General features: G+C 35.6%; 22 protein-coding genes. 5 read left to right on the top strand and 17 right to left on the bottom strand.

Translation table 11 applies throughout. The features are described from left to right. Positions 1-9 precede the first annotated feature (9 nt). The gene (locus ACJJVI_RS12340; protein ID WP_405352199.1) at positions 10-1,218 is read right to left on the bottom strand and encodes an RsmB/NOP family class I SAM-dependent RNA methyltransferase; all 1,209 of its coding nucleotides are present in this window, start codon (positions 1,216-1,218) and stop codon (positions 10-12) included. A gap of 141 nt (positions 1,219-1,359) precedes the next feature. Between ACJJVI_RS12340 and ACJJVI_RS12335 the strand changes: the two genes are divergently transcribed. Beyond that, positions 1,360-2,436: an exo-alpha-sialidase gene (locus tag ACJJVI_RS12335; protein ID WP_348021018.1), complete on the top strand. Its 1,077-nt coding sequence runs from the start codon at positions 1,360-1,362 to the stop codon at positions 2,434-2,436. 277 nt (positions 2,437-2,713) lie between these two features. On the opposite strand, the gene ACJJVI_RS12330 is transcribed toward ACJJVI_RS12335, so the two are convergent. From ACJJVI_RS12330 to ACJJVI_RS12295, 8 genes are all read right to left on the bottom strand, one after another. Then, the gene (locus tag ACJJVI_RS12330; RefSeq protein WP_405352197.1) at positions 2,714-4,147 is read right to left on the bottom strand and encodes a DUF6794 domain-containing protein; all 1,434 of its coding nucleotides are present in this window, start codon (positions 4,145-4,147) and stop codon (positions 2,714-2,716) included. A gap of 70 nt (positions 4,148-4,217) precedes the next feature. Further along, on the bottom strand, positions 4,218-6,413 hold the full coding sequence (locus ACJJVI_RS12325; RefSeq protein WP_405352195.1) for a B12-binding domain-containing radical SAM protein: 2,196 nt from the start codon (positions 6,411-6,413) through the stop codon (positions 4,218-4,220). Between the two features lie 58 nt (positions 6,414-6,471). Beyond that, entirely contained in the window at positions 6,472-7,422 is a 951-nt protein-coding gene (locus tag ACJJVI_RS12320) for a tRNA dihydrouridine synthase (protein ID WP_405352193.1), read from the bottom strand. 339 nt (positions 7,423-7,761) lie between these two features. After that, a complete protein-coding gene (locus tag ACJJVI_RS12315; RefSeq protein ID WP_405352192.1) occupies positions 7,762-9,447 on the bottom strand; it encodes a pseudouridine synthase in 1,686 nt (561 codons plus the stop codon). Between the two features lie 87 nt (positions 9,448-9,534). Continuing rightward, the gene (locus ACJJVI_RS12310; protein WP_405352190.1) at positions 9,535-11,355 is read right to left on the bottom strand and encodes an ABC transporter ATP-binding protein; all 1,821 of its coding nucleotides are present in this window, start codon (positions 11,353-11,355) and stop codon (positions 9,535-9,537) included. A gap of 3 nt (positions 11,356-11,358) precedes the next feature. Further along, positions 11,359-13,071, bottom strand: coding sequence for a phospho-sugar mutase (locus ACJJVI_RS12305; protein WP_405352188.1), 1,713 nt, complete (start codon positions 13,069-13,071; stop codon positions 11,359-11,361). Between the two features lie 145 nt (positions 13,072-13,216). Beyond that, complete coding sequence (locus ACJJVI_RS12300) at positions 13,217-14,167, bottom strand: glycosyltransferase family 2 protein (RefSeq protein ID WP_036580582.1); 951 nt, start codon at positions 14,165-14,167, stop codon at positions 13,217-13,219. Positions 14,168-14,194: 27 nt separating this feature from the next. Next, positions 14,195-14,692: a DUF4199 domain-containing protein gene (locus ACJJVI_RS12295; protein WP_160165383.1), complete on the bottom strand. Its 498-nt coding sequence runs from the start codon at positions 14,690-14,692 to the stop codon at positions 14,195-14,197. 145 nt (positions 14,693-14,837) lie between these two features. Between ACJJVI_RS12295 and ACJJVI_RS12290 the strand changes: the two genes are divergently transcribed. Together ACJJVI_RS12290 and ACJJVI_RS12285 are read left to right on the top strand one after the other, a co-directional pair. Beyond that, positions 14,838-15,089 (top strand): type B 50S ribosomal protein L31, encoded by a 252-nt coding sequence (locus ACJJVI_RS12290; RefSeq protein WP_036580578.1) that lies wholly within the window; start codon positions 14,838-14,840, stop codon positions 15,087-15,089. 260 nt (positions 15,090-15,349) lie between these two features. Continuing rightward, positions 15,350-16,426 (top strand): methyltransferase, encoded by a 1,077-nt coding sequence (locus ACJJVI_RS12285; RefSeq protein WP_405352185.1) that lies wholly within the window; start codon positions 15,350-15,352, stop codon positions 16,424-16,426. Positions 16,427-16,559: 133 nt separating this feature from the next. Here ACJJVI_RS12285 and ald read toward each other — a convergent pair whose 3' ends face one another. From ald to ACJJVI_RS12245, 8 genes are all read right to left on the bottom strand, one after another. Continuing rightward, on the bottom strand, positions 16,560-17,654 hold the full coding sequence (ald, locus tag ACJJVI_RS12280; protein ID WP_036580572.1) for an alanine dehydrogenase: 1,095 nt from the start codon (positions 17,652-17,654) through the stop codon (positions 16,560-16,562). Between the two features lie 489 nt (positions 17,655-18,143). Further along, entirely contained in the window at positions 18,144-18,578 is a 435-nt protein-coding gene (locus tag ACJJVI_RS12275) for a hypothetical protein (RefSeq protein ID WP_405352183.1), read from the bottom strand. 148 nt (positions 18,579-18,726) lie between these two features. Then, positions 18,727-19,173: a hypothetical protein gene (locus ACJJVI_RS12270; protein ID WP_405352181.1), complete on the bottom strand. Its 447-nt coding sequence runs from the start codon at positions 19,171-19,173 to the stop codon at positions 18,727-18,729. Between the two features lie 174 nt (positions 19,174-19,347). Beyond that, the gene (locus ACJJVI_RS12265; RefSeq protein ID WP_397298979.1) at positions 19,348-19,704 is read right to left on the bottom strand and encodes a hypothetical protein; all 357 of its coding nucleotides are present in this window, start codon (positions 19,702-19,704) and stop codon (positions 19,348-19,350) included. Positions 19,705-19,713: 9 nt separating this feature from the next. After that, a complete protein-coding gene (locus tag ACJJVI_RS12260; protein ID WP_405352179.1) occupies positions 19,714-20,100 on the bottom strand; it encodes a hypothetical protein in 387 nt (128 codons plus the stop codon). A 577-nt stretch (positions 20,101-20,677) separates the two neighbouring features. Beyond that, a complete protein-coding gene (locus tag ACJJVI_RS12255) occupies positions 20,678-21,331 on the bottom strand; it encodes a hypothetical protein (protein ID WP_405352177.1) in 654 nt (217 codons plus the stop codon). A gap of 587 nt (positions 21,332-21,918) precedes the next feature. Continuing rightward, positions 21,919-22,554, bottom strand: a complete 636-nt coding sequence (locus tag ACJJVI_RS12250) for a hypothetical protein (RefSeq protein ID WP_405352175.1) — start codon at positions 22,552-22,554, stop codon at positions 21,919-21,921. A gap of 29 nt (positions 22,555-22,583) precedes the next feature. Continuing rightward, positions 22,584-23,108 (bottom strand): hypothetical protein, encoded by a 525-nt coding sequence (locus tag ACJJVI_RS12245; protein WP_405352173.1) that lies wholly within the window; start codon positions 23,106-23,108, stop codon positions 22,584-22,586. A 715-nt stretch (positions 23,109-23,823) separates the two neighbouring features. Here ACJJVI_RS12245 and ACJJVI_RS12240 point away from each other — a divergent pair. Together ACJJVI_RS12240 and ACJJVI_RS12235 are read left to right on the top strand one after the other, a co-directional pair. Then, positions 23,824-24,966 (top strand): fibrinogen-like YCDxxxxGGGW domain-containing protein, encoded by a 1,143-nt coding sequence (locus tag ACJJVI_RS12240; RefSeq protein WP_405352171.1) that lies wholly within the window; start codon positions 23,824-23,826, stop codon positions 24,964-24,966. 102 nt (positions 24,967-25,068) lie between these two features. After that, on the top strand, positions 25,069-25,485 hold the full coding sequence (locus tag ACJJVI_RS12235; RefSeq protein WP_348020999.1) for a hypothetical protein: 417 nt from the start codon (positions 25,069-25,071) through the stop codon (positions 25,483-25,485). Positions 25,486-25,505 lie beyond the last annotated feature (20 nt).

The raw sequence follows: 25,505 nt of genomic DNA, 5'->3' as shown, positions 1-25,505 counted from the left end.
TCGTAATTATTATTTTTTCTTCATCAATGCCATGTAGAAACCGTCAAAGCCATCTCTATGAGCTAGTAATGATTGCTCTTCTACTAATTCAAACGTTGCACCAGCTTCAGATTTTAAAAATTCTTGAACTTGATTTTCATTTTCTGATGCAAGAATAGAACAAGTGGCATATACCATCATACCATCTGGCTTAACCACTGTACTGTATCGTTGTAAGATGTCTTGTTGTGTTGCTCTTATCTCATCTATAAACTCAGGTTGTAATTTCCATTTTGCATCTGGATTACGACGTAAAACACCGAGACCACTACATGGTGCGTCGATAAGTAAACGATCCATTTTACCGGCTAGTTTCTTAATGACTTTAGTAGAATCTATCAGACGAGTTTCTATATTATGTGCACCTGCACGACGTGCGCGACGCTTCAGCTCGTTTAATTTGCTTTTGTAAATATCTGTCGCAATGATCTGGCCTTTATTTTCCATTAATGCTGCGAGATGCAATGCTTTCCCACCAGCACCAGCACAGGCATCCATGACGCGCATTCCAGGTTCTACTTGTAAAAATGGGGCGATAGTTTGTGATCCAGCATCTTGCACTTCAAAAAGTCCATCTTTAAAAGCCTGCGTCATAAAAACGTTTGCTCTTTCCTTAAGGATTAACGCTTCTGGAAAGCGCTCTTGCTGACTTACAGCAATTTCTTCTGACTGAAGTTTTTCTTTAAGCTCTTCTGGCGTTGTCCTTAAGCTATTAGCTCTTAAGACCACATCTGCCTGTTTATTTAATGCACTAGCTTCTTTTTCCCAGATACCACCCAATTCTTTAAGGGCTAGCTCATCCATCCAGTCTGGTAAAGACTCTCTGAAAACACGATTTTTACTTAACTCATCAAATCGACCTTTAATACGTCGTTCAGGAGTATTGTAATATTCTTCCCATGCAGGCACAGCATGACCTTTAAGAACAATCCATACGGCAGTCATGCGCCATAGGTCGACAGGTTTAAAAGGTTCGTGTACATTGGCAATCTCTGCATACAACCTTTTATATCTTACGATATCATAGGTGGTTTCTGCAATAAAACCTCTGTCACGAGAACCCCAACGGGTATCACGTTTTAATATTTTTTGAATCGCTTGATCTGCATATTTACCATCGTTAAAAATGTTATGCAATGCGTCTACGGTAGCCTGAACTAAATTATGATGAAATCTCATTTTGCAAAAATACGTTTATTGCTGCTCATCTTTAAAAAATGAGAGCTCCTTTTTTAGTAGATGAAGCTGTTTTGGGATACGCTTTCGCGAAAGCGTGTAATTAAATCGTCAAATCTTTAAAAAGGTCATTATTTTTGTAACATGAAAAAAATAATTTATATCCTTGCTGCTATAGCGGTGTTATCGTGTAAAGAGTCTGAAAATAAGGCTCTTGAAAAAGAGGTGGTTCAAGTTGTAGCTCAAGATGCTACTATTGAGATCACACCAATATTAACTGATTCTATAAGTGTTAGAGCGCTAGATTATGGTAATGGAAATTACTGGTATGCAGGTAGTAAAGGTAGTTATGGTAGTATCGATGTGACTACTGGATCACCTACACGTGGGCTTATTAAACTTAATGAAGATGAGGATGTTGAGTTTAGATCTATAGCGACTACTTCTAATTACACTTATATTTTAACGGCTGGTAATCCTGCGCTTATTTATAAAATAGCGCACAAGGATGGCGCTGTAGAACATGTTTATACAGAAGTAGAAGAACGTGTCTTTTATGATTCTATGAAATTTTGGAACGATGACGAAGGAATTGCAATGGGTGATCCCATGGGTGGATGTTTCTCTATTATCAAAACTTATGATGGTGGTAAAACATGGGGAAAACTTCAATGTACAGAATTACCAGATTTTGTTCCAGGTGAGGCGGCGTTTGCGGCGAGTAATTCCAATATTAAGATCTTAGGTGATCAGGTGTGGTTAGTGACCGGTGGTGCGATGGCACGCGTTATTTATAGCGATAATAGAGGTTCTAATTGGCAAATTTTTAATACTCCTATTATTGCTGGCGGAGAAATGACTGGAATTTATGCTGTAGATTTTTATGATAAGGATCTAGGTGTTATCATAGGTGGCGATTGGAATAAGAAAGAAGATAATAAGTATAACAAAGCAATAACTCGCAATGGCGGTAAATCATGGAATCTCCTTTCTAATGATGCAGGACCAGGATATTGCAGTGATATCATCTTTATTCCAGATACCAATGGCCAGGAATTACTTGCAGTAGGTTCTCCAGGGATATGGTGGAGTGGTAACCAAGGTAAGGATTGGAAACAATTATCTGATAAAGGATTTTATACGGTTAAAATGATAGATTCGATGAACGGCTATCTTGCAGGTAATAATCGTATCTCAAGTTTTAAAATCGATAGAAAGTAAGGATGAAAGTCGTTAATCTATGTTAAAGTGCAGAGTGTTAATCGATGAAATGCATTTTTGTTATTTTAATAAAACACTGTGAGCCAGCGAACTAGCTTTTCATCGATATTTTTATCGTTAAAAAACATGGTTTAAATACAGAATACTTAAACACAGCTGTATATTTGACACGGTTTAAGTAAATAAGCAAAGTCTTTGAAATACAAACGTTGTTTATTAAAATAAAGCGGTGGAGATCGCTTAGAAAGAGAGGAGGAGTCCTCTCTTTTTTTTTGCTCTAAATTCTAGGATGGGTTCTTTCCCAGTTTCTTGCGACCTGAGATTCGTTTTTTAAGTATTTGATATATTGTGCTACGATAATAGCAGAGATTTTTTTAGGATCGAATAAATTACGTTCATTGAAGTAAGTCTGTAATCTAGATCCATCAATGATTCCCCAATTGGTTCTGATCCATATACCTAATCCGCCTGTGTCAGAATTATACTTATCAGGTTGATTTTCTAGAGATACAAGAATTTTGCGTTCTTTTTCAGGCATGATTTTATCTAATTGAAGAAAAGATTCTTCTAGAGATCTAGGAATGAAAAAGCCGTTGATAGTGTCTAATCGTTCTCTTCTTATTCTTTCTTGTTTTAAAGCTTTATCATAAGCTATCTTTTCATCTCGAGCAACATTATCGTTAGGATTGCGATAACTCATTGCATAATAGCTGAAGTACTGCTTAGGTAATACATTATCAATAGTGGCTGGATCAAAATTGATGTCATCTATGTATTTTACAAGATCTTCCTTATTAAATTTTGCGTCTATATTCAAAGAGGTAAGTTCCAAAAAGCCAAAACGAGTCATGTACCCAGACATGGAAATGTTATAGAGTTGAAACTCTTTTGCCGCGTTTTTATCATTTTTAGAAACAGACTTTAAATTGTATCTTTTTTCTAAAAGGCGATTTAATGTTTCACCAGATTTTTTTTCAGTGAATTGATCGATGGTCATTCTTGTTTTAGGCACATTAAGAATGACTGTTTTTGGACTAGGAAAGTCTTTAATAAACGGATAGAGTTTCTCAAAGTCTACATTTTTTTCTAACACTAAATCGTCAGTATGAAAAACACTTATTTTCTTCTGGCCACTAACGGTATATATGATGTTGTCTTTTATCACCAGCATTTTGTTATGTAACCATTCTTCATCTTCATCCATACTACGCAAGACTTTTTTATAGTCTGCTTTACCATAATCGCTTCGCTTGTAATCGATAACTGCATCATAATTATTATACAATACCGTACAATCATTTTCTTTGCTGCTACATGCTGCATATTGCTCCGTGGTAAAACTACCGAAGAGTAAACCTTCTTTATAAACTACCACATTGTCAAATTCTTTCTCGGGTCTATATTTTTTGTTGTGGTAATAGACAACAATTTTCCCATCATTAGACAGCACGATACGTGTACTGTTGTCTAATAACATGTCAAAAGATCTCGGTATTTGATACATCAATTGATCACCATCATACACATAGGAAACACCATCTATATTTCCAGGTGTATTATCAAATGCAATAGATTTTATTTTATAAGAACCGTTTTCAGAAAAGGTCTCAGATACTGGTATGCTATTGAGTCCGTCTTGCGCGGTAGCTATTGATGTCCCTAACAACAACAGCATAAGTACGATGTACTTATAATTAAATGCTCTTTTCATGTTCACAAAGTAAGCATAAAACTACTTTGATGTCAATATTTTATAGGGTCAAAACTTTGAAGTGAGTGTTTTATAAGATTAAAAACCCATTTGCTTTAAGTTCTTCCATAGGTTCTGAAAACCAAAACGTTTCAAATTGTTCCCATTGAGACTCATAACTATTCTTCATACTACCATAAGTCGTTATTGTACTGGCTTCTGGTGTAGACTTCTCTAATTGCTCTATCAACCAATCAGCTTTAGATTCTTCTAGCTCAATTTCAAACCAATCAGTTGCTTGGTGAAATTGAAGTTTTAAAGAGCTGATTTCTTTACCCTTTTTATGAATTGTAGAAGTAGCAACAAGTGGAGCATTACCCAGCCATACCATTTTATGATTAGATTTAGGAGCTTTATAGGTCTCTTGATTTAGGCAGTCCTCTATATAATGAGGATCAATTTGACTTTGAGGAGCTTTAAAGTCAAACCAGTCTTGTAAATCAAGCTCAAAACCTATTCCGTGCATATAATTGAATAAAGATTTCTTCAATCCATAACTAAACTGCTCGTGATCTACTCCAGTAGGATCATCAAACTGTACATCATTATTAGCAAATGATATAGGATTGAGCTGCGGAGTAATACCAAATTCCTCAGGATTCAGACCTACAGGACTATGTGCTGTAAGCGCAAATTGATGCCAGAATCCACTTTGTATTATTCCTAATTCAAATAGTTGTCGCACCATTTCCAGACTGTCCACGGTTTCTTGAACCGTTTGAGTAGGATAACCGTACATTAAGTAAGCGTGTACCATGATACCAGACTCGGTTAAGTTTCTGGTGACTTGGGCTACTTGAGCAACGGTAACTCCTTTATCAATTAATTTCAGTAAACGATCTGATGCTACTTCTAGTCCACCAGAAACGGCTATACATCCACTCGCTTTTAGTAAGTGACATAAATCTTGAGTAAAGTTCTTTTCAAACCTGATATTGGTCCACCACGTGACAGATAGTTTTCTTTTTAAAATCTCTAGTGCTACAGCGCGCATTAATGCTGGTGGCGCTGCCTCATCTACAAAGTGAAAACCACTTTCTCCAGTTTGAGCAATCAACTGCTCCATGCGATCTACTAAGACTCCAGCAGCAACTGGTTCATAGAGTTTGATATAATCTAGTGAGACATCACAAAAAGTACATTTTCCCCAATAGCAGCCATGAGCCATAGTCAGTTTATTCCAGCGTCCATCGCTCCATAAACTGTGCATAGGATTTGCAATTTCTATGACAGATATATACTCATCCAGTAGTAAATCACTATAATCTGGTGTGCCAACTTGACTTTGTTTGTAATCGCTAGCCGTGCTGTTGTTTTTATAAACCACCTCATTGTTTTCTAAAATAAAGGTGCGTTTAAAAACGCGTTGTTTTTCACAATTTAAAACATCGTTTACTATTAATTCTAATGGCAATTCTCCATCATCGAGTGCGATGTAATCTATGAAATCAAACACGCGCACATCAGTAACAGAGCGCAATTCGGTATTAGCAAATCCACCGCCAAAAGCAATTTTAATCTTCGGATAATGCTTCTTGATAAACTGACCACATCTCAGAGAACTATATAAATTTCCAGGAAATGGTACGGATAAACAAACCAGTTTTGGTTGTACTTCTTGAATTCTTTTTTCTAGAATATCTATAGTGATTTGATCAATAGGAGTAAGGTCGCTCTCGAGATGTTCATAGATCTCGTCAAAGCTATTGGCACTCATTCCTAAACGTTCTGCATAGCGGCTGAAACCAAAATTTTCATCCACACATTCTTTGATGAAATCTGATAGGTCTTCTAAATATAAAGTAGCGAGATGCTTGGCTTTATCTTGCATTCCCATATTCCCAAAAGCCCATTCCATATCATCCAGTTGTTCAAATCGAGATGCTCTAGGTAAGTAATTATCGGTACAAATTTGTCTTGCAAGCGTTTCATTATGACCTTGTAAAAAGGAAATTATAGGTTCCAGTACTTGTAAATACTGATCTTGTAAGGCATAAATACGTTGACTATTTGAAGATATAATACGTTCATTATCAAATGCTTTTTCAAACATAGATTCCATACCATCTTTTGAAAATAAAGCAAGAATTACCTCTATACCTAAATCCATTTGGAATGCACTGACATCTTTGGTATTCAAGAAACCTTTGATATAAGCCGTCGCTGGATACGGTGTATTCAATTGGGTAAACGGTGGTGTGATAAGCAGTAGATCTCTTTGTTCCATAAAGCAGGTTACAAAAGTAGGTTTTTAGGATTTTGCTTTCGCGAAAGCGTGAAACAAACTATCTATTTACCGTTTTTAAATTATCATTCACAGCCTGATTATAAGCTCTAGGATTATTAGCTTTTTTAATCGCCTTAAAAGCTTTTTGCGGATTAGGAAATGTCTGCGACCAGTATTCCCAGAATCCTTGCATTTTCATTTTTATAGGTGTAGGACCTTGTAGAAAAGCATCATACTCCTGATAAATGGTATCGTGAAATTCACGGAAGATTTCCCAGCGATTCTCTGGATAAACCTCTGTGTCTGCTTTAATCATACTGGGTAAAAAAGGATCTGCTATGAGACCGCGACCGAGCATCCAGTGGTCAATGGTAGGGAATTGTTCCTGCATTTTTCTAAAACCGGCAACCGTAGTGATGTCCCCATTATAATAAAGCTTGGTTTTAGAAGTATCCAGACAACGCTGGAAAGATTCTAAATCTACACCACCTTTATATAATTGCTTACCTATGCGCGCATGAATGGCTATACTTTTAATAGGATATTTTTCTAGTATAGGGAATGTATCAAGTATCTCTGTAGGTTCTAGATAGCCCATTCTCATTTTCATAGAAACAATCACATCAGTCTCGGCATGCACTCGATCTAGTATTTTATCAATTTTAGATGGTTCACAAATCAAACCACTTCCCATACCTTTTTTAGTCACCATAGGATAAGGGCAACCTAGATTCCAGTTGAGTTCTTTGTAACCTAATGACCTGATGTACTTCACAGCGGTAATAAACTCGTCGGCACTATTAGTCATGACTTGCGGTATCAAATCTGGAACATGGTTGTTCTCTAATTGTAGATCACGCTGGTATTTGCTGCTTATCTCGGGCTTATTATTAAACCTAATGTATGGTGCATAAAAGGTATCGATACCACCAAAATATTTATGAACCGCATTCCTGAAACGGAATTCTGTAAAGCCTTGCAGTGGCGATGAGAGTAGGGTGAAAGACATGAGGTAATTTGATAGTCAAATTTAGTATACTTAAAAGACTTCATGCTATGAATTTTTCAATCATTTTAGATTATAGAAAGTTTATTGATTTTGATTTCATTTTCATTTTTTGCTTGATCAAAAAACGAAACAAAAAAATCAAGGCTTAAGAACCTAAAACTAAAAATTTTGTTAGCTGCGGCGCAAAAAGAAGGTTAGTCGATATCAACTACCATAGCGTTGAAAAATAGATTTATCTCATTACGTTTCATTTCATTTCAAACGATTTTTGCTGAACCCTACGCTTCACTTCATTTTTCACGTATTATGTTCTTAGGCCGTTAAGAACAATCTGATTAATTAAAAAGGAGCTGGTGCTTTAAAAGAAACCGCTTTATGCGTTATAGGATGAATGAATTTAATAAACTCGGCATGTAAATGTAATCGATTCGTTGCCGTTCCATAAAGATCATCGCCCACAATAGGTGCATTTAATCCACTAGCATGTGCCGCGTGAACTCTCAATTGGTGCGTGCGACCAGTAATCGGGTAGAAGTGAACCAGTGTTTCTTTTTCTCTACGTTCTAACACTTGATATTTAGTACGAGCAGATTTACCGTATTCATAACATACCAGTTGAGTAGGTCTGTTATCTAGATCTACGCGCAATGGTAATTCAATCATTCCTTCGTTATTCTCTAAAACTCCACTGAGTAATGCGACATATCTTTTTGAAATCGTACGATTGATAAACTGTTCTTGAATAAAATGATAGTATTCTAGATTCTTAGTAGCTACTAAAATTCCAGATGTAGACATATCTAATCTATGAACTAGAATCGGTCCAGTCGCATCTGGATATAACTCCTTAAGCCTACTATAAACACTGTCTTTTATGGTTTTCCCAGGAACTGATAAAAACTCTTCTGGCTTGTTCACAATGATGATGGCCTCATCTTCATAGATCACTTCCATCGTTTTATTTAATCCTGGATTGATCAGTAGTGGATTGTCCTCTACATCTAGTCCTTGCAACATGTGTCCTAAAATGGGTTCACATTTACTGCGGCAGGCAGGATAAAATTGTTTGTGCTTTCTGATTTGCGATTTAGACGATTTTCCCCACCAGAATTCGGCTAGAGCAATGGGTTTTAATGTTTTTGTAAAAGCGTATTGCAATAACTTAGGAGCAGCACAATCACCAGTAGAAGCAGGTGGAGCACCTAGATTTAACTCATTAAAAATCTCTAAAACATTTTTGCGCTCTCCATTTGCATTTAGAAGGTCATATTGTTTAAAAATCCAATCTTGTAAATCTAGGGATTGTTGCCTGCGTTGCGTGGTGAGCGCTTCCATTTGCGATTGATATTGATCAACGATAACTTGAAATGGTTGCTGTTTTTCTAATAAATAGATCTCGTATTCACGATAGAGAAACTTCTGATTGAGATGTTGCTGGTGTTGTAAAGCTTTAAGCTGTTTAAGTTCTTGCTCGTTTAGAGTTTTAGAACTTTGTCTAAGTTGTGCTTTAAGTTCTCGAGATTGCAGCTTATGTTTTTTGCGTTGTGTTTCCAGTAAAATTAATGCCTCTTCTTTGAGTTTTTGAAGATGATTTAAGGCGGTAATGTATTCTGGAGTTTGCTCTAGAATGGAAACCTGATGGCTTAGTTTTGTAAATTCTTTAAACTGTCCATCACAATAACTTTTATCAAAATCCTCAACATAAGCAGCTGGTACAAAGGGATCAATATCCATGGTTCCATCGATCTGACCACTAAAAGCAGATAGGTATCCTAGTTCTCCTTTCTCGTTTTGTACCACTAGCACACCAAACATTTTTCCTGCGGCTTCTCCAGCACCTGTTTTCTCATTCCAAAAGTTATGCTGCCAGTTTTGCGGTTGTTCTAAATATTCTTGCAATTCTCGGGTTGCTATTAAGGACAATTCATGTGGATCATAGAAAATCGGAAACGTAAACTTCTCCGGAATAGAAATTCCAGAAATGTCTGTTTTAAAAGGAGTAAAGCAATTTTCTAATGAAGGCATTAAAGCTAGTTATTATTTAAAAACCTCACAGGTTTTCAATACCAGTGAGGTTATATGTTTATGATCAAGTATTAGTGTCTAAAAATTTTACAAACTCTGCATGCCTACTAGCCCGTTATATAAGCCTTTCATTTCAATCAACTCGGCATGTGTTCCTTGCTCTGCAATTTCTCCTTTATTCATAACTACAATGTTGTCAGCATTTTGAATGGTAGACAGTCTGTGCGCAATCACAATAGAGGTTCTGTTTTTCATTACTTTTTCAAGAGCATCTTGCACCAAACGTTCACTTTCTGTATCCAGTGCGCTTGTCGCTTCATCAAGTACTAGGATAGGAGCGTTTTTAAGCACTGCTCTAGCGATTGAAAGTCTTTGCTTTTGTCCACCACTTAGTTTTCCACCACTATCGCCTATGTTAGTATGGATCCCATCAGGAAGGTCTTTTACAAATTCCCAAGCGTTTGCAATTTTAAGAGCGTTAATGATTTCTTCATCACTAGCGTTTTTATTGGCTAGAGCAACATTAACAGCAATCGTATCATTGAATAAGATAGAATCTTGTGTTACCAGTGCCATTTGATTGCGTAAGCTTTTAAGACTTAAATCTTTTATATCGTGACCATCCATAGAAATGGTACCGTCTTGCACGTCATAGAATCGAGTAAGTAGATTTGCGATAGTACTTTTACCAGAACCACTTTGACCTACTAAGGCAACACTCTTTCCTTTGGGTATATGAAGAGAGAAGTTCTTTAATACGTTTTCATCTTCATAAGCAAAGGTGACATTATTGATGTCAATGCCTTGCTTAAAACGATCAATAGTTATTGGGTTAGTTGGGTCAACGATGGTGTTTTCAGTATGTAAAATTTGAAGAACACGTTCTGCTGCAGCGTTACCTTTTTTCACACCATAACTAGCTTTAGAAAGTGCTTTTGCTGGTGTAAGAATGGCATATGCTAATCCCATAAAAGTAATAAAGGTAGATCCAGCGATAGTGCCATCTACTAAAACCATGCGTCCACCAAACCATAATAAAACACCTATGACGGCAATTCCTAAAACTTCACTTACTGGGCTGGCAAAACTTTTACGTTTATCAAGACTGTTGGTAAACCTACGGAATCTGCTTGTGGTTTTCTCAAAGCTATCTTGCATGCGTTCTTCTGCATTAAAACCTTTAATGACTTTAAGTCCACCTAGAGTTTCTTCTAGTTGAGAAAGAACAGCACCTTGTTCCTTTTGTACACGTTCTGATTTACTTTTTAATCGTTTACCTATAAGCGATATGATATAACCACTAATGGGAATAAACACTAATACAAATAAAGTCAGTTTAACGCTAAACATCAACATAGCGGCAAGTGCAAAAATAATATTGAGCGGTTCTTTAACGATTAACTCCAGTATGGATAGAAAACTACTTTGAATCTCAATCACATCTGTGGTGGCGCGAGAAATCACATCACCTTTACGTTTTTCAGAAAAATAAGAAACAGGAAGATTTACTATTTTCTTATATAAATCATCACGTAAATCCTTCATAATTCCAGTCCTGAAAAAAGTCAAGAAATACATTCCTAAATAACCAAACACATTCTTTAAAAAGAACAAACTGATTACTAAGACAATCATTAAGATTAACGCTTGTTCTTGATCATTTTTTGCAACTTCAGATACGTAGTAATTGACATAGCCTTCTACAAACTCCTTTGTTTTTGTAAAATCAGTCCAGACAGGTTTGTTATAAACTTCTTCAGTTTCTTGAAATAGGACCTGTAATACAGGCATTAGGGAAACAAATGATAACGTACTAAAAAATGCAAAGAGTACATTACTTATGATATTGAGTACCGCCCATTTTTTATAAGGCTTAGCATACCCAAGAATCTCTTTGAAATAATTCATTAATTAAATATCAAAATCGGCTAGAATGCCGTTAATTTTTTTGTTAAGTTGTTCTTGCACTGCAGGATAATTAGCAACATCATCTAGCGGTGCTTTCACACTGATATAGAACTTAATTTTAGGTTCAGTTCCACTAGGTCTCGCTGCAATCTTTGAGCCATCTGCTAGATAAAAGATTAAAACGTTAGATTTAGGAACTTCTAGTGTTTCTGTTTTATTTAAATCCTTGTTTATTCTAGTACTCGCAGCATAGTCTTCTACTATAATGACATCTTGTCCTGCAATTTGTTTTGGTGTGTTTTCTCGCAGGTCGATCATCATTTGTTTGATTTCTTGAGCACCCGAGATTCCTTTTTTAACTAGAGACACAAGTCTTTCTTGATAACAGCCGTGTTTTACGTAAAGTTTTAATAGTTCTTGATAGGTTGTGGATGAGTTCGCTTTCGCGTAAGCGTACATCTCACAAGCTAACAATGCCGCAGTCACAGCATCTTTATCACGTACAAAGTCACCAACCATGTAGCCAAAACTTTCTTCACCACCACCGATAAAGTCTTGGTGTGGATGGTCTTTAATCATCTTTGCGATCCACTTAAATCCGGTCAATCCTTCTTTGCATTCCACCTGATAAGCCATCGCTAGATCATGCATCATAGGTGTTGATACTATGGTAGAGCCTATGAATGGTTGCGTCGCGTTTTTTAAATCTGATTGTTGTAAAAGAAAGTCTGTCATGGCGATCATGGTTTGATTACCATTAAGCAAGACCATTTTACCATCATTATCTCGTACAGCAACACCTAGGCGATCGCTGTCTGGATCTGTTCCTATGACAATGTCTGCATGGATTTTATCAGCCAGTTCTACAGCCATTTTAAGAGCTTCTGGTTCTTCTGGATTAGGAGAAACTACCGTTGGGAAATTACCGTCTGGAATCGCTTGTTCTTTAACGACGTGCAAGTCTGTAAAACCAGCTCTTTTTAGCGTCTCTGGAATTAATGTAATACTCGTACCGTGTAAACTCGTAAAAACTATTTTTAATCGAGAGCGATCTACATCGCCAGCAATTTTACCAGCCTTAATACTGTCCACGATGAATGCATTATCATCCTCAGGCGTTAATAATTCAATGAGATCTGGATTACCATTAAAATTAATATCTTCAAAATGAAGAGAAGCGATAAGGTCTAGTATAGCTTTATCTTGTGGTGGCACTAACTGTCCGCCATCTTGCCAATATACTTTATAACCATTATACTCTGGCGGATTATGACTGGCAGTAAGCACAATACCAGCATGGCAATCTTTGGCTTTTACGGTATAGGATAGTAATGGAGTAGGGCGCAGGTCTTCAAAGAGGTAAACATGTATACCATTTGCGCTAAAAACGTCTGCCACTACTTGTGCTAGTTCTTTAGAATTATGACGACAATCAAAGGCGATAGCTACTTTAATTTGTTCATCTTTAAAGGTGTCTTTTAAATATTGAGAAAGACCTTGTGTGTTTTTACCTAAAGTATATTTATTGATACGATTAGTCCCAACACCCATAATACCACGCATACCACCAGTTCCAAATTCTAAATCTTTATAGAAAGATTCTTGAAAATCTGCGTTATTTGCGCTTATTAAAGCAAGGGTTTTTGTAATTGTATCGGTATCAAATGGCGCTTGTGTCCATGATTGAGCATTTTTAAGAATAGCTTCTTTATCCATTTTTATGACGTATGAATGAAGTACAAAGATAACAGAAAATAGTAGGTTGTAGGCAGGTCGGATTTGTGTGTACCGCAATACCGTGCAGTCCAATTTATCTGTTCTTGAAAAGTGTAGGTAACTTAATGGGGTTACTTCCTAAATTTTAAACTTCTTTTTCAATGCGGTAACGGTTCACTTGGTTCCCATTTCTAAGAATTAATTCTCCTAGAAAACCAGCAATAAAGAATAAAACGCCCAATAGCATAGTGGTAAGTGCAATAAAGAACCACGGATTATCGGTTACTAATCCATAAGGAATATCATTGGCCATTTTATAAAGTTTTGAAAACCCTACATAACCAGCGGTTATAAAACCTAGCATAAACATAATAACACCTAGTGCGCCAAAAAGGTGCATAGGTCGTTTACCGTATTTTGATATAAAAGCAATGGTAATCAAATCCAAAAACCCATTAATGAAACGTTCATAACCAAATTTAGTCGTTCCATATTTTCTAGCTTGATGGATCACTTCTTTTTGAGCGATGTCGCTAAAACCAGCATTTTTGGCCAGCACAGGTATATAGCGATGCATCTCGCCATGAACATCTATATTTTTAATAACAGTTGCTTTATATGCTTTTAAACCACAGTTAAAATCATTTAATTGTACGCCGCTGGTTTTACGTGCTGCCCAGTTGAATAGTTTACTAGGTAAATTTTTTGCAATAACGCTATCATACCTTTTTTTCTTCCAGCCGCTTACTAGGTCATGATGTTGATCAGCAATCATGTGGTATAATTCCGGAATCTCATCTGGACTGTCTTGCAAGTCTGCATCCATAGTAATTACGACTTCGCCTTGTGCTTTATGAAAACCGGCATGCAAGGCTTGTGATTTCCCATAATTACTTAAAAACTTTATGGTATGTGTGGTTTCATGCTTACGCGAAAGCGTATCCAAAACATCCCAACTGCCATCTGTACTACCATCATCTATAAAAATGATCTCATAGCTGATGTCCATGGTCTCCATAACGCGTAGGATCCAAGCGTGTAATTCTGGAAGAGATTCTTCCTCATTTAACAGCGGTATGACAATGGATAAATTCATGCAAGAGATTCTATATAAATATGACAACTAAGCCTGTTGTGGCGCTTCTTTTCTGAAAATTAAAGCTGATAAGATTCCAAAAATAGTGTAAAACAATAGTTTAGAAATAAAGCCAGTAAAGTAGCTGCCTAGACTATAAACAGGTTTTTTAAAAACATCTTGATTTGCGAGAGCATTTTCATTTTTCTGAGCAAACTCCTCCGTAGCTTTTTCGGCTATGGCTTGTGCACCTGGATCTATTTGTACATAAATAAGGTAGTTTGCGATAAAATCTACCAGAAAAATAACAAGCATACACAAGAAAAAAGCGAGGACACCTTGCTTTAAGGATAGATAACTGTTGAGGCTGGACTTGCTCCACCATTGTGCGGCAATTCCAAAGGGAATAGGTAATATCATCATGGCAATACCTAAGCCTACACTGCTAAATGCTTGAATTTGCCATATGTAAATGACTAAAGCTAGATTTGCCACCGCACCGATAAGGCCTACTATGAAAGCGTTTTTCTTTACTATTTGATCCAAAATGTTCTTTTTTTTAAGAAATACAAATATAATGGTTTGCATTACGCCCGAAAGCTATAAATTGCACAGATATATTTAAGCAATCTATTTGTAGATTTAATTATAATGATTAAATTTGCAGCCGCAAAAGAATAAGATTAAGATCATGCAAAAAGGAATTCACCCAGAAGATTATAGACTAGTAGCTTTTAAAGACATGTCTAACGAACAAATATTTTTAACTAAATCGACAGCTCCTACTAAGGAAACGATTGAGTTTGAAGGTAACGAGTATCCACTTATTAAATTGGAAATCTCTCGTACTTCTCATCCTTTTTATACTGGTGAGACTAAACTTTTAGATACGGCTGGTCGTATTGACAAGTTCAAAACTAAATATGCAAAATTCAAGAAGTAATCTTCTTAGAATTTTAACGATATTAAAAAGCTTCGCCTTGTGCGAGGCTTTTTTTGTTTTTTAAAAAGTACCTTTACTTTATAATTATTTATTCATTAATACAATCCTATTGTAGTGCCACATACGGTCACGATAGTCTAATGAACTCTAGCAAACACTTAATGCCTGATTGCTGGTAAGTAACTATACTTACAGTGTTATATAATCACGCGCTTTGCTCTTCTCATTAATTTGCAACTCGTTCTTCACAACGCAAATTGATGAATACAGAAATCAATGCCCATAAGCCTGCACCATTTGTAACAGGTAAACGATTAGAGGTTTTTAATCTTTCTACAGAAATTAAGAAAACCATTCAAGCGCTAGAAGCTGGTAAACCAGTTCTTATTGCAGATTATTATAGCAATGGAGTTCTACTACTTAAAGAACTACAGCAGTATCTTAAAAGTAAGATGCCCCATAAAACATTTCAAGAACAACGTGAGTATCGTGCTGCTTATCACAAGCTGTCTAACCTCATACTTCTAGAAATCATCAATTATAAAATCGATGTAAAAAAAGCACCTGCTATAGGCTGGCTTGAAAAACTGTATACCGGTAACACTAATTTTTTACTCACGTTTCCACAAGTTCAAGGATTAAATAGTTCCTGGCAGTGGTATCAAAATGGAATATCGGTACCTACCTTAAGAAATAAGATACATCCTTATTATGGTGTTTATTTCCCTACTAGATTTGACCATTTATCCGTTTTTGATAACTGGTTAAAGCGATATGAAGGTCCTAAGAAATCAGCTATAGACATAGGTGTAGGTAGTGGTGCGCTTTCATTTCAATTAGTAGGTCATGGTTTTCAGAAAGTATATGGGACAGATATCAATCCTAATGCTATTATAGGTCTTACAGAATTTATGGGCGATACAAAGCTTTCTAGAAAGATAGAGCTGGATCATGCACCATTATTTGGTAAATGGGATAAACAGACAGAATTAATAGTATTTAATCCACCGTGGTTACCCATTTCTTCAGAAAACGATAGGACCGATAAGGCGATGTATTACCCAGAAGAGTTATTCTCAGAATTTTTTGCTGCTGCAAAAGAACGACTGGCTGTAGAAGGAAAACTACTAATCTTATTTTCTAACCTTGCACAAATAACTGATGTCACTAATGATCATCCTATTGAAAGCGAGATCGCACATCACGACAGGTTTCAATTAGAACGATGTTATAAAAAAAGGGTTAAAGCTGCTTCAGATAAAACTACTAGAGAACAAAACTGGCGTGCTAGTGAAGAAGTAGAACTATGGGTTTTGGTTCATAAAAACAGTGATTAATACATCTGTATCCACTTATAGCGGTAACAGTAATTTCTGATTTTGATCTCTATGATATCATTTAGTTATCATGGATTTTTTAATCACGCTTTCGCGAAAGCGTGATATTTATCATCTTATAGAACGCAAAACACTATTTTGATGACCAACCAAAGGCCTCATTTATCTCGTTGTAGACCACTTTACCAGATATGATATTAAGTCCTTTTTCTAGGCTTGGATTCTGGCTGCAAGCTTTTTCCCAACCATGACGAGCTAGTTGAAGCGCATAAGGTAAGGTCACATTAGTAAGTGCCACGGTAGAAGTATAAGGTACTGCACCAGGCATATTTGCAACGGTATAATGTACGACGTCATCGATGATGTAAATAGGATCTTCATGTGTGGTAGGTCTAGTAGTTTCAACACAACCACCTTGATCAACAGCGACATCTACAATCACAGTACCTGGACGCATTTCTTTAAGCATATCGCGTGTGATAAGGTTAGGAGCTTTGGCACCTTTTAAAAGTACACCACCTATAATTAGGTCGTGCGTCTTGATATGTTTCCTGATGTTGAATTCATTAGAGAATTCTGTCACGACGTGCGGTGGCATTACATCATTTACATAGCGCAATCGTTTCATATTAATATCCATGATGGTGACGTGTGCGCCAAGACCTGCGGCCATTTTTGCGGCCTGAATTCCTACCACGCCAGCTCCTAGAACTAAAACCTTACCAGGAGCAACACCTGGAACACCACCTAATAGAACGCCTCTTCCTTTTACGGGCTTTTCTAAATATTTTGCGCCTTGCTGTATGGCGAGTCTACCAGCTACCTCAGACATAGGTGTTAGTAGTGGTAAGGTGCCTTCTTGATCTTCTACGGTTTCATAAGCGATGCAAATGGCTTTGGCTTTTATCATAGCGGCCGTAAGAGGCTCGCTAGAAGCAAAGTGAAAATAGGTAAACAGCACTTGTCCTTCTCTCACTAGATCATATTCTAGCTCGATAGGTTCTTTTACTTTTACGATTAATTCTGCTATGGTATATACTTCTTCAATGGTGTTAACTATGATCGCACCGGCTTTTTTATAGTCGTTGTCAAAAAAGCCGCTTCCTTCACCAGCGGTGGATTGCACATAAACGGTGTGGTTGTTTTTTACCATTTCATAAACTCCGGCAGGTGTCATACTTACTCTACTTTCGTTATTTTTAATCTCTTTTGGGATTCCAACAATCATTTTTAAGCCATTTATATTAAAAAACCGAAGTTGTGACTTTTTATTGACTTATAAAAGTATAAATCATTAATTATATAGGGTATACTGATTTAAAAGTGTGTTTTTAAATATTTGATCCCTATTTTTTATGGGGTATATTGATTTTAATTAAGATTAAGTCTATAGTGAATTATTCGTTTTTAGTTAGTTTTTCTAAACGAATTAGACAATTCATTGAGTGAAGTTTATCCTAATTATATGAAATCAAAAATTCAAATATATTTTGATAGAATTGGTCAGTTTCTGAAATCATGTATTGCTATAGCTAAATCGGGCAGGCGATATAATGAAACACAGATTTTCATCTGGCCTCGATAAATCAAGAAAAAGAACTTAAAAAAAGGCTAATAAAAATCAATTGATTGATTTTTATTAGCCTTAAACAATAATGTCTTAAATTATTGAAGAAAAGAGGTGTTTGTTACCTCAGTTCTTTGTTGTGCAACGTATTTACTCGCGTATCATTACATCAATTGGTATTTTATATTTTCCGATACGTTTTTCGTTATTTTCCCACCGCAGGTTGACTTCAAAATCTATATCGGCTATTATTCTTTCAGCTTCTTTTTTTAAGATTTTAGTATCACATTCTATCGTCATTATCGGTTTGCCATTTAGTTTATAAAAATCAAAAAGAAACCATATTCTATATTTACCTATTTTCAATTGCTCATTAATTTCAGTATCAAATTTTTGCGCAATATCTCTTCGGATTTCTTCTTTAGCACATTCTTTTTTTTCGAACCAGCTATTTAATTCATTACATTTCTTAGTGATTATAGCGTACTCCAGAAAGATTAATTCGCCTTCGACATCCGTAGTTTCATTTTGGGAAAAAACAGATATCGCACTTAAAAGGAATATTGATAGCAGAATATTTTTCATATGTTGTACAACGTGTTTGTGTATGATTTCGTTGCGTGTTACAGCAACTAATTTATCAAATAAATTACAGATAGAATATTCCGAAGGAGTGTTCGTAAGTCGGCAGTGAACCAAGCAATTAATTATACACGGTGTTGTACAACGTTTTTTATGCTGAAATTCCTAAATCAATAGGAATCCAATTTTCAATCGTAATTTCATAATTCGTAAATCCTCTTTTCTCAACTAAATTCAATTCCCAAGTATTCAATTCTGTTGGGTTTTCAGGAATATTTATAAAGTGAACATCTAAATCTTTATTGATAGAAATGTTTAAATGGTTTGAGTCAATTTTACGAATTTTAGTGTTTAAATATTTTTCCAAGTTGTCAATTAATTCAGGATATTTTTTTTGAATTTCTAAAATCAGTTTTTTTTGACTTTCATTAATTCCATCTTCATTATTGTAGATGTAAAACTCCACTAACTCATTTACAGAATTTACTTTTCGGTCAACGTTCCAATAAGATTCGTCAAGTCTATTCGACTTTCTGAATGTCAAAATTCCAAGAATATTATCTGTTATTTTCTTTCTTTTTTTCTTGAAAATATTCAACATATTTGGTTTTTCTCAAATGTTGTATAACGGTAAGTGTATGCGTAGTGGCGGATTTCGGAGCTCCTCGCTATCAAACCGAGATGGTGTTGATGCGAGCCACAAACCTTGATATTTATTACTTTTCCCGCCATTACGTATGACACATTGTTAGCGCATCGTGCATTTTTAGATTCATTTTTCTAATCCAAGTATACTAGAAATTTCTCGATAAATAAACTCAGAACAGGCATCTATCGATGTATCAAATTCTTGTTTAAAAGTTGTTTGATGTTTCTCATTTATAAATCCTACAGCATTATTATCCTCATACGAAAGATAGTATCCTGTTGTCCTCTTATCCCACGACCATATTTGCCATTGATTTAAAAGGGGTTTGTTTTCGATTAAATATCGTCGAATTTCAGATACTGATATCGAATCCTGATAAATCTCAAACTTACTCTCCTTTGCCAAATCATAAGGTGATTTATTTTTATCCTTAAAATCAATCGGCAGGTTACATATTTTAACAATACAATCTTGTATCATAGAGTGAAATTATCTTAATTGGATTTGTATCTTTTTACTCCGAGTATCGATATAATACCAGTCATGCTCATTCTCTGAAAGGATACAGTCTTTCATATCAGTCCCTTTTGCGTATCTAAGGAGCGAATATTTACCAAATTGGATTGTCATTTCATACTCATCTTGTCCTGTTTTACCTATCCAGGCTTTAGTAATAATTTTCCTAGAATCATTAGCACTCTTTTTAGTCAGTTGACTGTCTGGAATCGGAATCGACGAAACGCCATCACACCAAAATTCTTTTAAATCATCTCTCTCGGATAACTCAAATGTTTTTCCAAGATGATATTCCAAATGAGTGCAAAAATCCTCATTGAAAGATAAGTTCTCGTCATATGTTTTATTATCATCTGTCAATTCTATTTTCTACAGTTTCTTTCAAAATGTTTTACAATGGCAAAGGTATAAGGCGAGTGAGGCGTTTTAGCCGGTACGCGTAGACCATTTGTTTGTTGGTTATTGGTTGTGAAGTTACTGAATTTATGAATGATCACAGCCTCGCTATAAGCCTTTAAAACGTCTCAATCGCCATTATACAACGTTCTTGTTTGTTTCCTAGCGGCTGGCGAGTATCGGGTAAGTACAAGCTGACTATAGCTCTAGAGATTTTACAGCTTTGCCATTATTGTCTCCGACGAGCACAGCGAGAGGAAGACAGTTGAGTAGGTTGGGAGACTTGTGATTTATAATGACTAAAGCTGGTTGATCTATTGCAGCGTTATTGCAGTTCTATAGTTTCTAATCCCAAGAGCGTAATTATAAATTACAAAAGCGAAAACCTACGGCCGCAGGCAATGGACTAGAACGTGTTTGTATATGGTTTGTTGCGTGGTTAGGCAACTAAGTTAGCAAATAAAAATCGAATAGAAAATCCGCGAGGATTTTCGTAAGTAGGCTAGAACTAGCAATAAATTATACACGTTGTTGCCACCAGTTATTTTATTCCGACAACTGTTTCAATCGGTTCGTTTTTATAATCAAATTCAACTTTTTTCATTCTGTGAATTGGACTGTCAAATCCTATAATTAAATCTCCGCTAAATGACCTTAAATCCAAAACTCGAAATTTTTTCTTGTATTTAGTCAGCGTTTGTTTTTCCAAATCTAAAAGTCCAATTCTTTGAAATGTTCCACCAAAAAATGATTTATCCCAAATCGGAATTGCAGTTTTCTGTCCATTTCTTGTCCAAATTGCAGGTCCACCACATTTCTCGCTAATTAAAATTACTTTTGATTCATTCGTTTTGAGTTTGCATATTCCGCTCAAAGGTGCTCCCATTCCAATTTCGTTTAGGTTTGAGTATTCCAAAGTTGCGTAATTTCCATTTTCAATTCCGTTTGAGTTTTGATTCGGAAAATCCCAAGCATTTGGATATTTCAAAGCATCTATTGAATAGCCAATAATTCGGCTTATCGAAAGTTCATCAAATTTTAATGCTTGCAATATTGTTCTTGCTAAATACTTATCGTGTTTTTTTGCTTTATCAAACAACGTCATTAATCCACTCGCAGAAAGACGTTCATTTCCTGTCATTCCTCCAATTCCAATAACGCTATTTGCTTTTTCGTAAATTTCTTGTTTCGTCATTTCTCTAATTGGTGGCAATGGCAAAGGTATAAGGCGAGTGAGGCGTTTTAGCCGGTACGCGTAGACCTTTTTTTGTTGGTTATTGGTTGGTGAAGTTACTGAATTTATGAATGATCACAGCCTCGCTATAAGCCTTTAAAACGTCTCAATCGCCATTATACAACGTTCTTGTTTGTTTCCTAGCGGCTGGCGAGTATTGGGTAAGTACAAGCTGACTATTGCTCGAGAGGTTTTACAGCTTTGCCATTCTAGTCCATTGAGTAGGTTGGGAGACTTGTGATTTATAATTACTAAAGCTGGTTGATCTTTTGCAGCGTTATTGCAGTTCTATAGTTTCTAATCCCAAGAGTGTAATTATAAATTACAAAAGCGAAAACCTACGGCCGCAGGCAATGGACTAGAACGTTAAATATATGGCAAGTTGGGCAGAAAATAAGCGATTACTTTCGGTTTAGCCACAAGCCAAATCTTTTTATTTTGTTTTAATTTTTCTCTTTTAATACCAAATCAAAAGATTTGGCGACTTTGCAAATAGACAACAACCTTTCGGTTAAACACTAATCGCCCTATTTGCTATATATAGTGTTCTACACCTTTTTTTCTTTTCGATATACGTTTATTTCACTACTTGTCGCTGTAATAAAATATTCTCCATTGGATGAAAATCCGAAAGCTCTTAATTCATAATCGTGAAAGATTCGGAAGCAATGTTTTCCATCATCTTCTTTATATATACTTTTAAAATTCGGTTCAAATATTAAGTCAATTATTGGCCATTCAGTTGCCATATATTGAATTCCGTCTCCAAATTTGCTTAAGAGTGGTAATCCGCCTCCACATAATCCACTAACAGTTATTTTTTCATCCGCCAGTTTTCCAATTCCCATAGACCAAAGTTCATAAGAATTAAACCAATCAAAATCGGTATTATAATCTCTTTCGGTCAATTCAAATTTCGAACAGTCAATAATTCCTCGACCTTGACTTGAAACAATTAATAACAATTCAGGATGATTTTTTGAAAATCCAACTTCGCTTAATCCTCCAACAGCAAATGTTTCTTTTTTCCATCCAGTTGGAATGTCAGATTTCATTGCATTATCGACTAATTTTTGAAGTCTTAATCGATTTTCGTGTTCTGGATTATTGTTTTTACTAAAAATTTTCAATGCGTTGTCAAATGGTGTAGAACGGTCTTGGCTATGATTTCGGCGTGGAATCATCCGCAGGATTATTCCGCATAGAAATCAAGCTAATTATTATTAATGTCCTTTGTTTTAGTACTATCGCCACGCTGAATTATAGCCGTTGTTGTATGCCGTTTTTTTAATTCGGTTTGTAATGAGTCAATTGTTTTTTCCAACGCCTCTATTTCAGTTTGTTGATTGTCAATTTTTTTATTGTCGATATAATTTAACCATCCTAAAATAGCTGTAGATAAACCAAATATGATAGCAATACCAATTTTAATAACAACAGGGGTTATTTTTCTCCTTTGCGCCTTTTTTTGGGCAACATTTTCAGAACGTAAAAAAGATGAATAAGAACCAAATTTTTCAATCACTTGTTGTCCGTCGTATTTTATCTTTACGTCAAACTTGCTATGATTTGATGGCTCAACCCAATTGTTTTCAATCATTTCATCAACGATTGATTCAACCATATTTTCGTCAGTTGTATCAAACTCACGTTCAGATAAAGTCAACATACTTAAAAATCCGTTTGGGTTATCAAGTCGGTTTTGTAAAAGTTTGTCAAATAATTCTGTTCTATTCATAGTGTTTGGTCAAATGTCATACAATGGCAAAGGTATAAGGCGAGTGAGGCGTTTTAGCCGGTACGCGTTGACCTTTTGTATGTTGGTTATTGGTTGTGAAGTTACTGAATTTATGAATGATTACAGCCTCGCTATAAGCCTTTAAAACGTCTCAATCGCCATTATACAACGTTCTTGTTTGTTTCCTAGCGGCTGGCGTGTATTGGGTAAGTACAAGCTGACTATAGCTCAAGAGGTTTTACAGCTTTGCCATTATTGTCTCCGACGAGCACAGCGAGAGGAAGACAGTTGAGTAGGTTGGGAGACTTGTGATTTATAATTACTAAAGCGTTAACCACAGGAACATAAATGGAGTAACTATCCAAGATTATAATAATTATAAAGAAGCTATTCAAGATCCTGATTTATCACAAATGGATCAACTTTTTATGGACGGTAAGCTTGAATTGTTAAGTGAGATTAAGTTGGATAAGGTACAGTTGAGTTTCTAGAATTAAATCTTAAAGGTTTCTGGTAAGGATAAATGAAGGTCGTTCACTATTGAATTAATAATCAAAACTTCATATAGTGGTCTAATTATTAAAGATATAGCACTATCATTTTGAATTCTACAATGTTTGTAATTTCTAGAGATTTTTGTGGGAATTTTTACGTACTTACTTGGTAAACACTATATTTGAGTCTTAAATATTGCTCATATTTTATCTTAAAAAAGATGCTCAAATTTTATTGCGTTACAGTTCTTTATATTTTAAATCATTTATTGGCTTCTTCTCAAGTAGGTATAGGTACCATTTTACCAGAACCGTCGTCTATTTTAGATATAGAATCGACCACTCATGGTGTATTGTTTCCCAGAATGACCACAACAGAAAGAGATGCCATCACAACTCCTGCCGAAGGTCTTTTTATCTATAATTTAGATAGTGATTGTTTTCAATATTACAAGGGTACATCGTGGTCTGGTTGTTTAAGTGAGACACCGGTAAATGCATTAGTCTGTTCATCTACATCTGTAAACGGTACATATGTAGCTGGTAATCCTTTAAACGCGAGCAATACAATAACCATTGATGTTATTGTTAATGTAATTGAATCCTACACCATCAATACCAATACTGTAAATGGTTATAGTTTTACGAGTTCTGGTGTGTTTACTCATATAGGTGTAAATACAATCACTCTTACTGGTTCAGGAACACCTATTCTTCAACAAACAGATGATTTTACAATAACCTTCACGGGTAGAGGAGATACCTGTCTTACAAGCATTAATATAACCACAGTTCAGCCTAATTGTCTAGCTTATTATAACGCAGGTTCTACTACAGATGGAGTTTATACGATAGATCCAGATGGTGCTGGTGTTAATCCTGCTTATGATTGCTATTGTGATATGACAAATGATGGTGGTGGATGGACACTGGTATTCAATCATAATACCGCTGGTGGTTACTGGGCAAACAACACGGAAGCCAATGAATTCAACATTGCTTCACCTGGTTTAACGACTAATAAATATTCTATTTTAAGCAAACTTGATGAGCTTATAAGCGGATCAGATTATGAGTTCAGGTTACATTACCCAACTTTAGGTTTAACAAATCATTGGTCTCAAACTCTTGATCCTAGAAGTAGTGCTTCGGGAATTAGACCTGTTGCTGGTTATAATCCTATAAGCGTTAGTATGACTAACAGTAATTGGGGTGGATTAGAATTATCAGGTGGTAACACATACATAGATGGTTCTGTAAATTCGGGTAGTTGGTTTTATTCTATAGGTAGTGTTAATCAATGGAATGGTGGTATACCGGCTAATGCAAGTGCGGTGAATACTGTCCAGCTATTTGTCAGGTAATACTAAAAGATCATCTTTAAAACCTCATTTATAGGATGACAAATATCATGTTAATTAAGGAAGCTGTTATTTAATTTTGAATGAATAACAAAAACTAATAACATGAATAACGTAGAAATCAATCAAGGAGAAATTAAAGTAAAACTTAAAGGTTTAAGCGGTGGTAAGCTATCATTTGCTACGATGGGTTTTGAAAAGGATGTGGTGAATTTAGAAAGCGGATTACTACGTCTAGTTTTTGATCTTAAGGATATAGGTGAACACAACTACTATCAAGTGCCTACAATTGAAGTTTTCTATGAAGAGAATATGTCTGAGACTCATTGGATATGTGAGTTTAATGGAAAAACCATTTTAGATAAAATGGATCATCATGGTAATTCTACCATCTTGTTATTAAATAGAAAAGTATTGAGTGAACTAGAGCAGCATCATGAGAACGCTATTATTGTGCATGCAGAGTTTCCTCAACCAGCTCATATTAATTTGGAGAAGTCGTTCATACATTTCTTTAAATAAAAGTTGAGAAATCATCAGTT

Source organism: Nonlabens sp. Asnod3-H03 (genome assembly GCF_045063665.1).
In the GTDB taxonomy this organism is placed as follows: domain Bacteria; phylum Bacteroidota; class Bacteroidia; order Flavobacteriales; family Flavobacteriaceae; genus Nonlabens; species Nonlabens ulvanivorans.
The sequence above is the reverse complement of the archived record's forward strand: the minus strand, read 5'-3'. Positions and strand labels throughout refer to the sequence as shown.

Bases quoted from the DNA above. Each gene is read 5' to 3' on its own strand.
- ACJJVI_RS12245 (WP_405352173.1), bottom strand. From the start codon at position 23,108: ATGAATAGAACAGAATTATTTGACAAACTTTTACAAAACCGACTTGAT.
- ACJJVI_RS12315 (WP_405352192.1), bottom strand. From the start codon at position 9,447: ATGCCTTCATTAGAAAATTGCTTTACTCCTTTTAAAACAGACATTTCT.
- ACJJVI_RS12310 (WP_405352190.1), bottom strand. From the start codon at position 11,355: ATGAATTATTTCAAAGAGATTCTTGGGTATGCTAAGCCTTATAAAAAA.
- ACJJVI_RS12340 (WP_405352199.1), bottom strand. From the start codon at position 1,218: ATGAGATTTCATCATAATTTAGTTCAGGCTACCGTAGACGCATTGCAT.
- ACJJVI_RS12300 (WP_036580582.1), bottom strand. From the start codon at position 14,167: ATGAATTTATCCATTGTCATACCGCTGTTAAATGAGGAAGAATCTCTT.
- ACJJVI_RS12330 (WP_405352197.1), bottom strand. From the start codon at position 4,147: ATGAAAAGAGCATTTAATTATAAGTACATCGTACTTATGCTGTTGTTG.
- ACJJVI_RS12275 (WP_405352183.1), bottom strand. From the start codon at position 18,578: ATGAAAAATATTCTGCTATCAATATTCCTTTTAAGTGCGATATCTGTT.
- ACJJVI_RS12285 (WP_405352185.1), top strand. From the start codon at position 15,350: ATGAATACAGAAATCAATGCCCATAAGCCTGCACCATTTGTAACAGGT.
- ACJJVI_RS12250 (WP_405352175.1), bottom strand. From the start codon at position 22,554: ATGATTCCACGCCGAAATCATAGCCAAGACCGTTCTACACCATTTGAC.
- ACJJVI_RS12235 (WP_348020999.1), top strand. From the start codon at position 25,069: ATGAATAACGTAGAAATCAATCAAGGAGAAATTAAAGTAAAACTTAAA.
- ACJJVI_RS12325 (WP_405352195.1), bottom strand. From the start codon at position 6,413: ATGGAACAAAGAGATCTACTGCTTATCACACCACCGTTTACCCAATTG.
- ACJJVI_RS12255 (WP_405352177.1), bottom strand. From the start codon at position 21,331: ATGACGAAACAAGAAATTTACGAAAAAGCAAATAGCGTTATTGGAATT.
- ACJJVI_RS12240 (WP_405352171.1), top strand. From the start codon at position 23,824: ATGCTCAAATTTTATTGCGTTACAGTTCTTTATATTTTAAATCATTTA.
- ACJJVI_RS12320 (WP_405352193.1), bottom strand. From the start codon at position 7,422: ATGTCTTTCACCCTACTCTCATCGCCACTGCAAGGCTTTACAGAATTC.
- ACJJVI_RS12335 (WP_348021018.1), top strand. From the start codon at position 1,360: ATGAAAAAAATAATTTATATCCTTGCTGCTATAGCGGTGTTATCGTGT.
- ACJJVI_RS12290 (WP_036580578.1), top strand. From the start codon at position 14,838: ATGCAAAAAGGAATTCACCCAGAAGATTATAGACTAGTAGCTTTTAAA.
- ACJJVI_RS12265 (WP_397298979.1), bottom strand. From the start codon at position 19,704: ATGATACAAGATTGTATTGTTAAAATATGTAACCTGCCGATTGATTTT.
- ACJJVI_RS12305 (WP_405352188.1), bottom strand. From the start codon at position 13,071: ATGGATAAAGAAGCTATTCTTAAAAATGCTCAATCATGGACACAAGCG.
- ald (WP_036580572.1), bottom strand. From the start codon at position 17,654: ATGATTGTTGGAATCCCAAAAGAGATTAAAAATAACGAAAGTAGAGTA.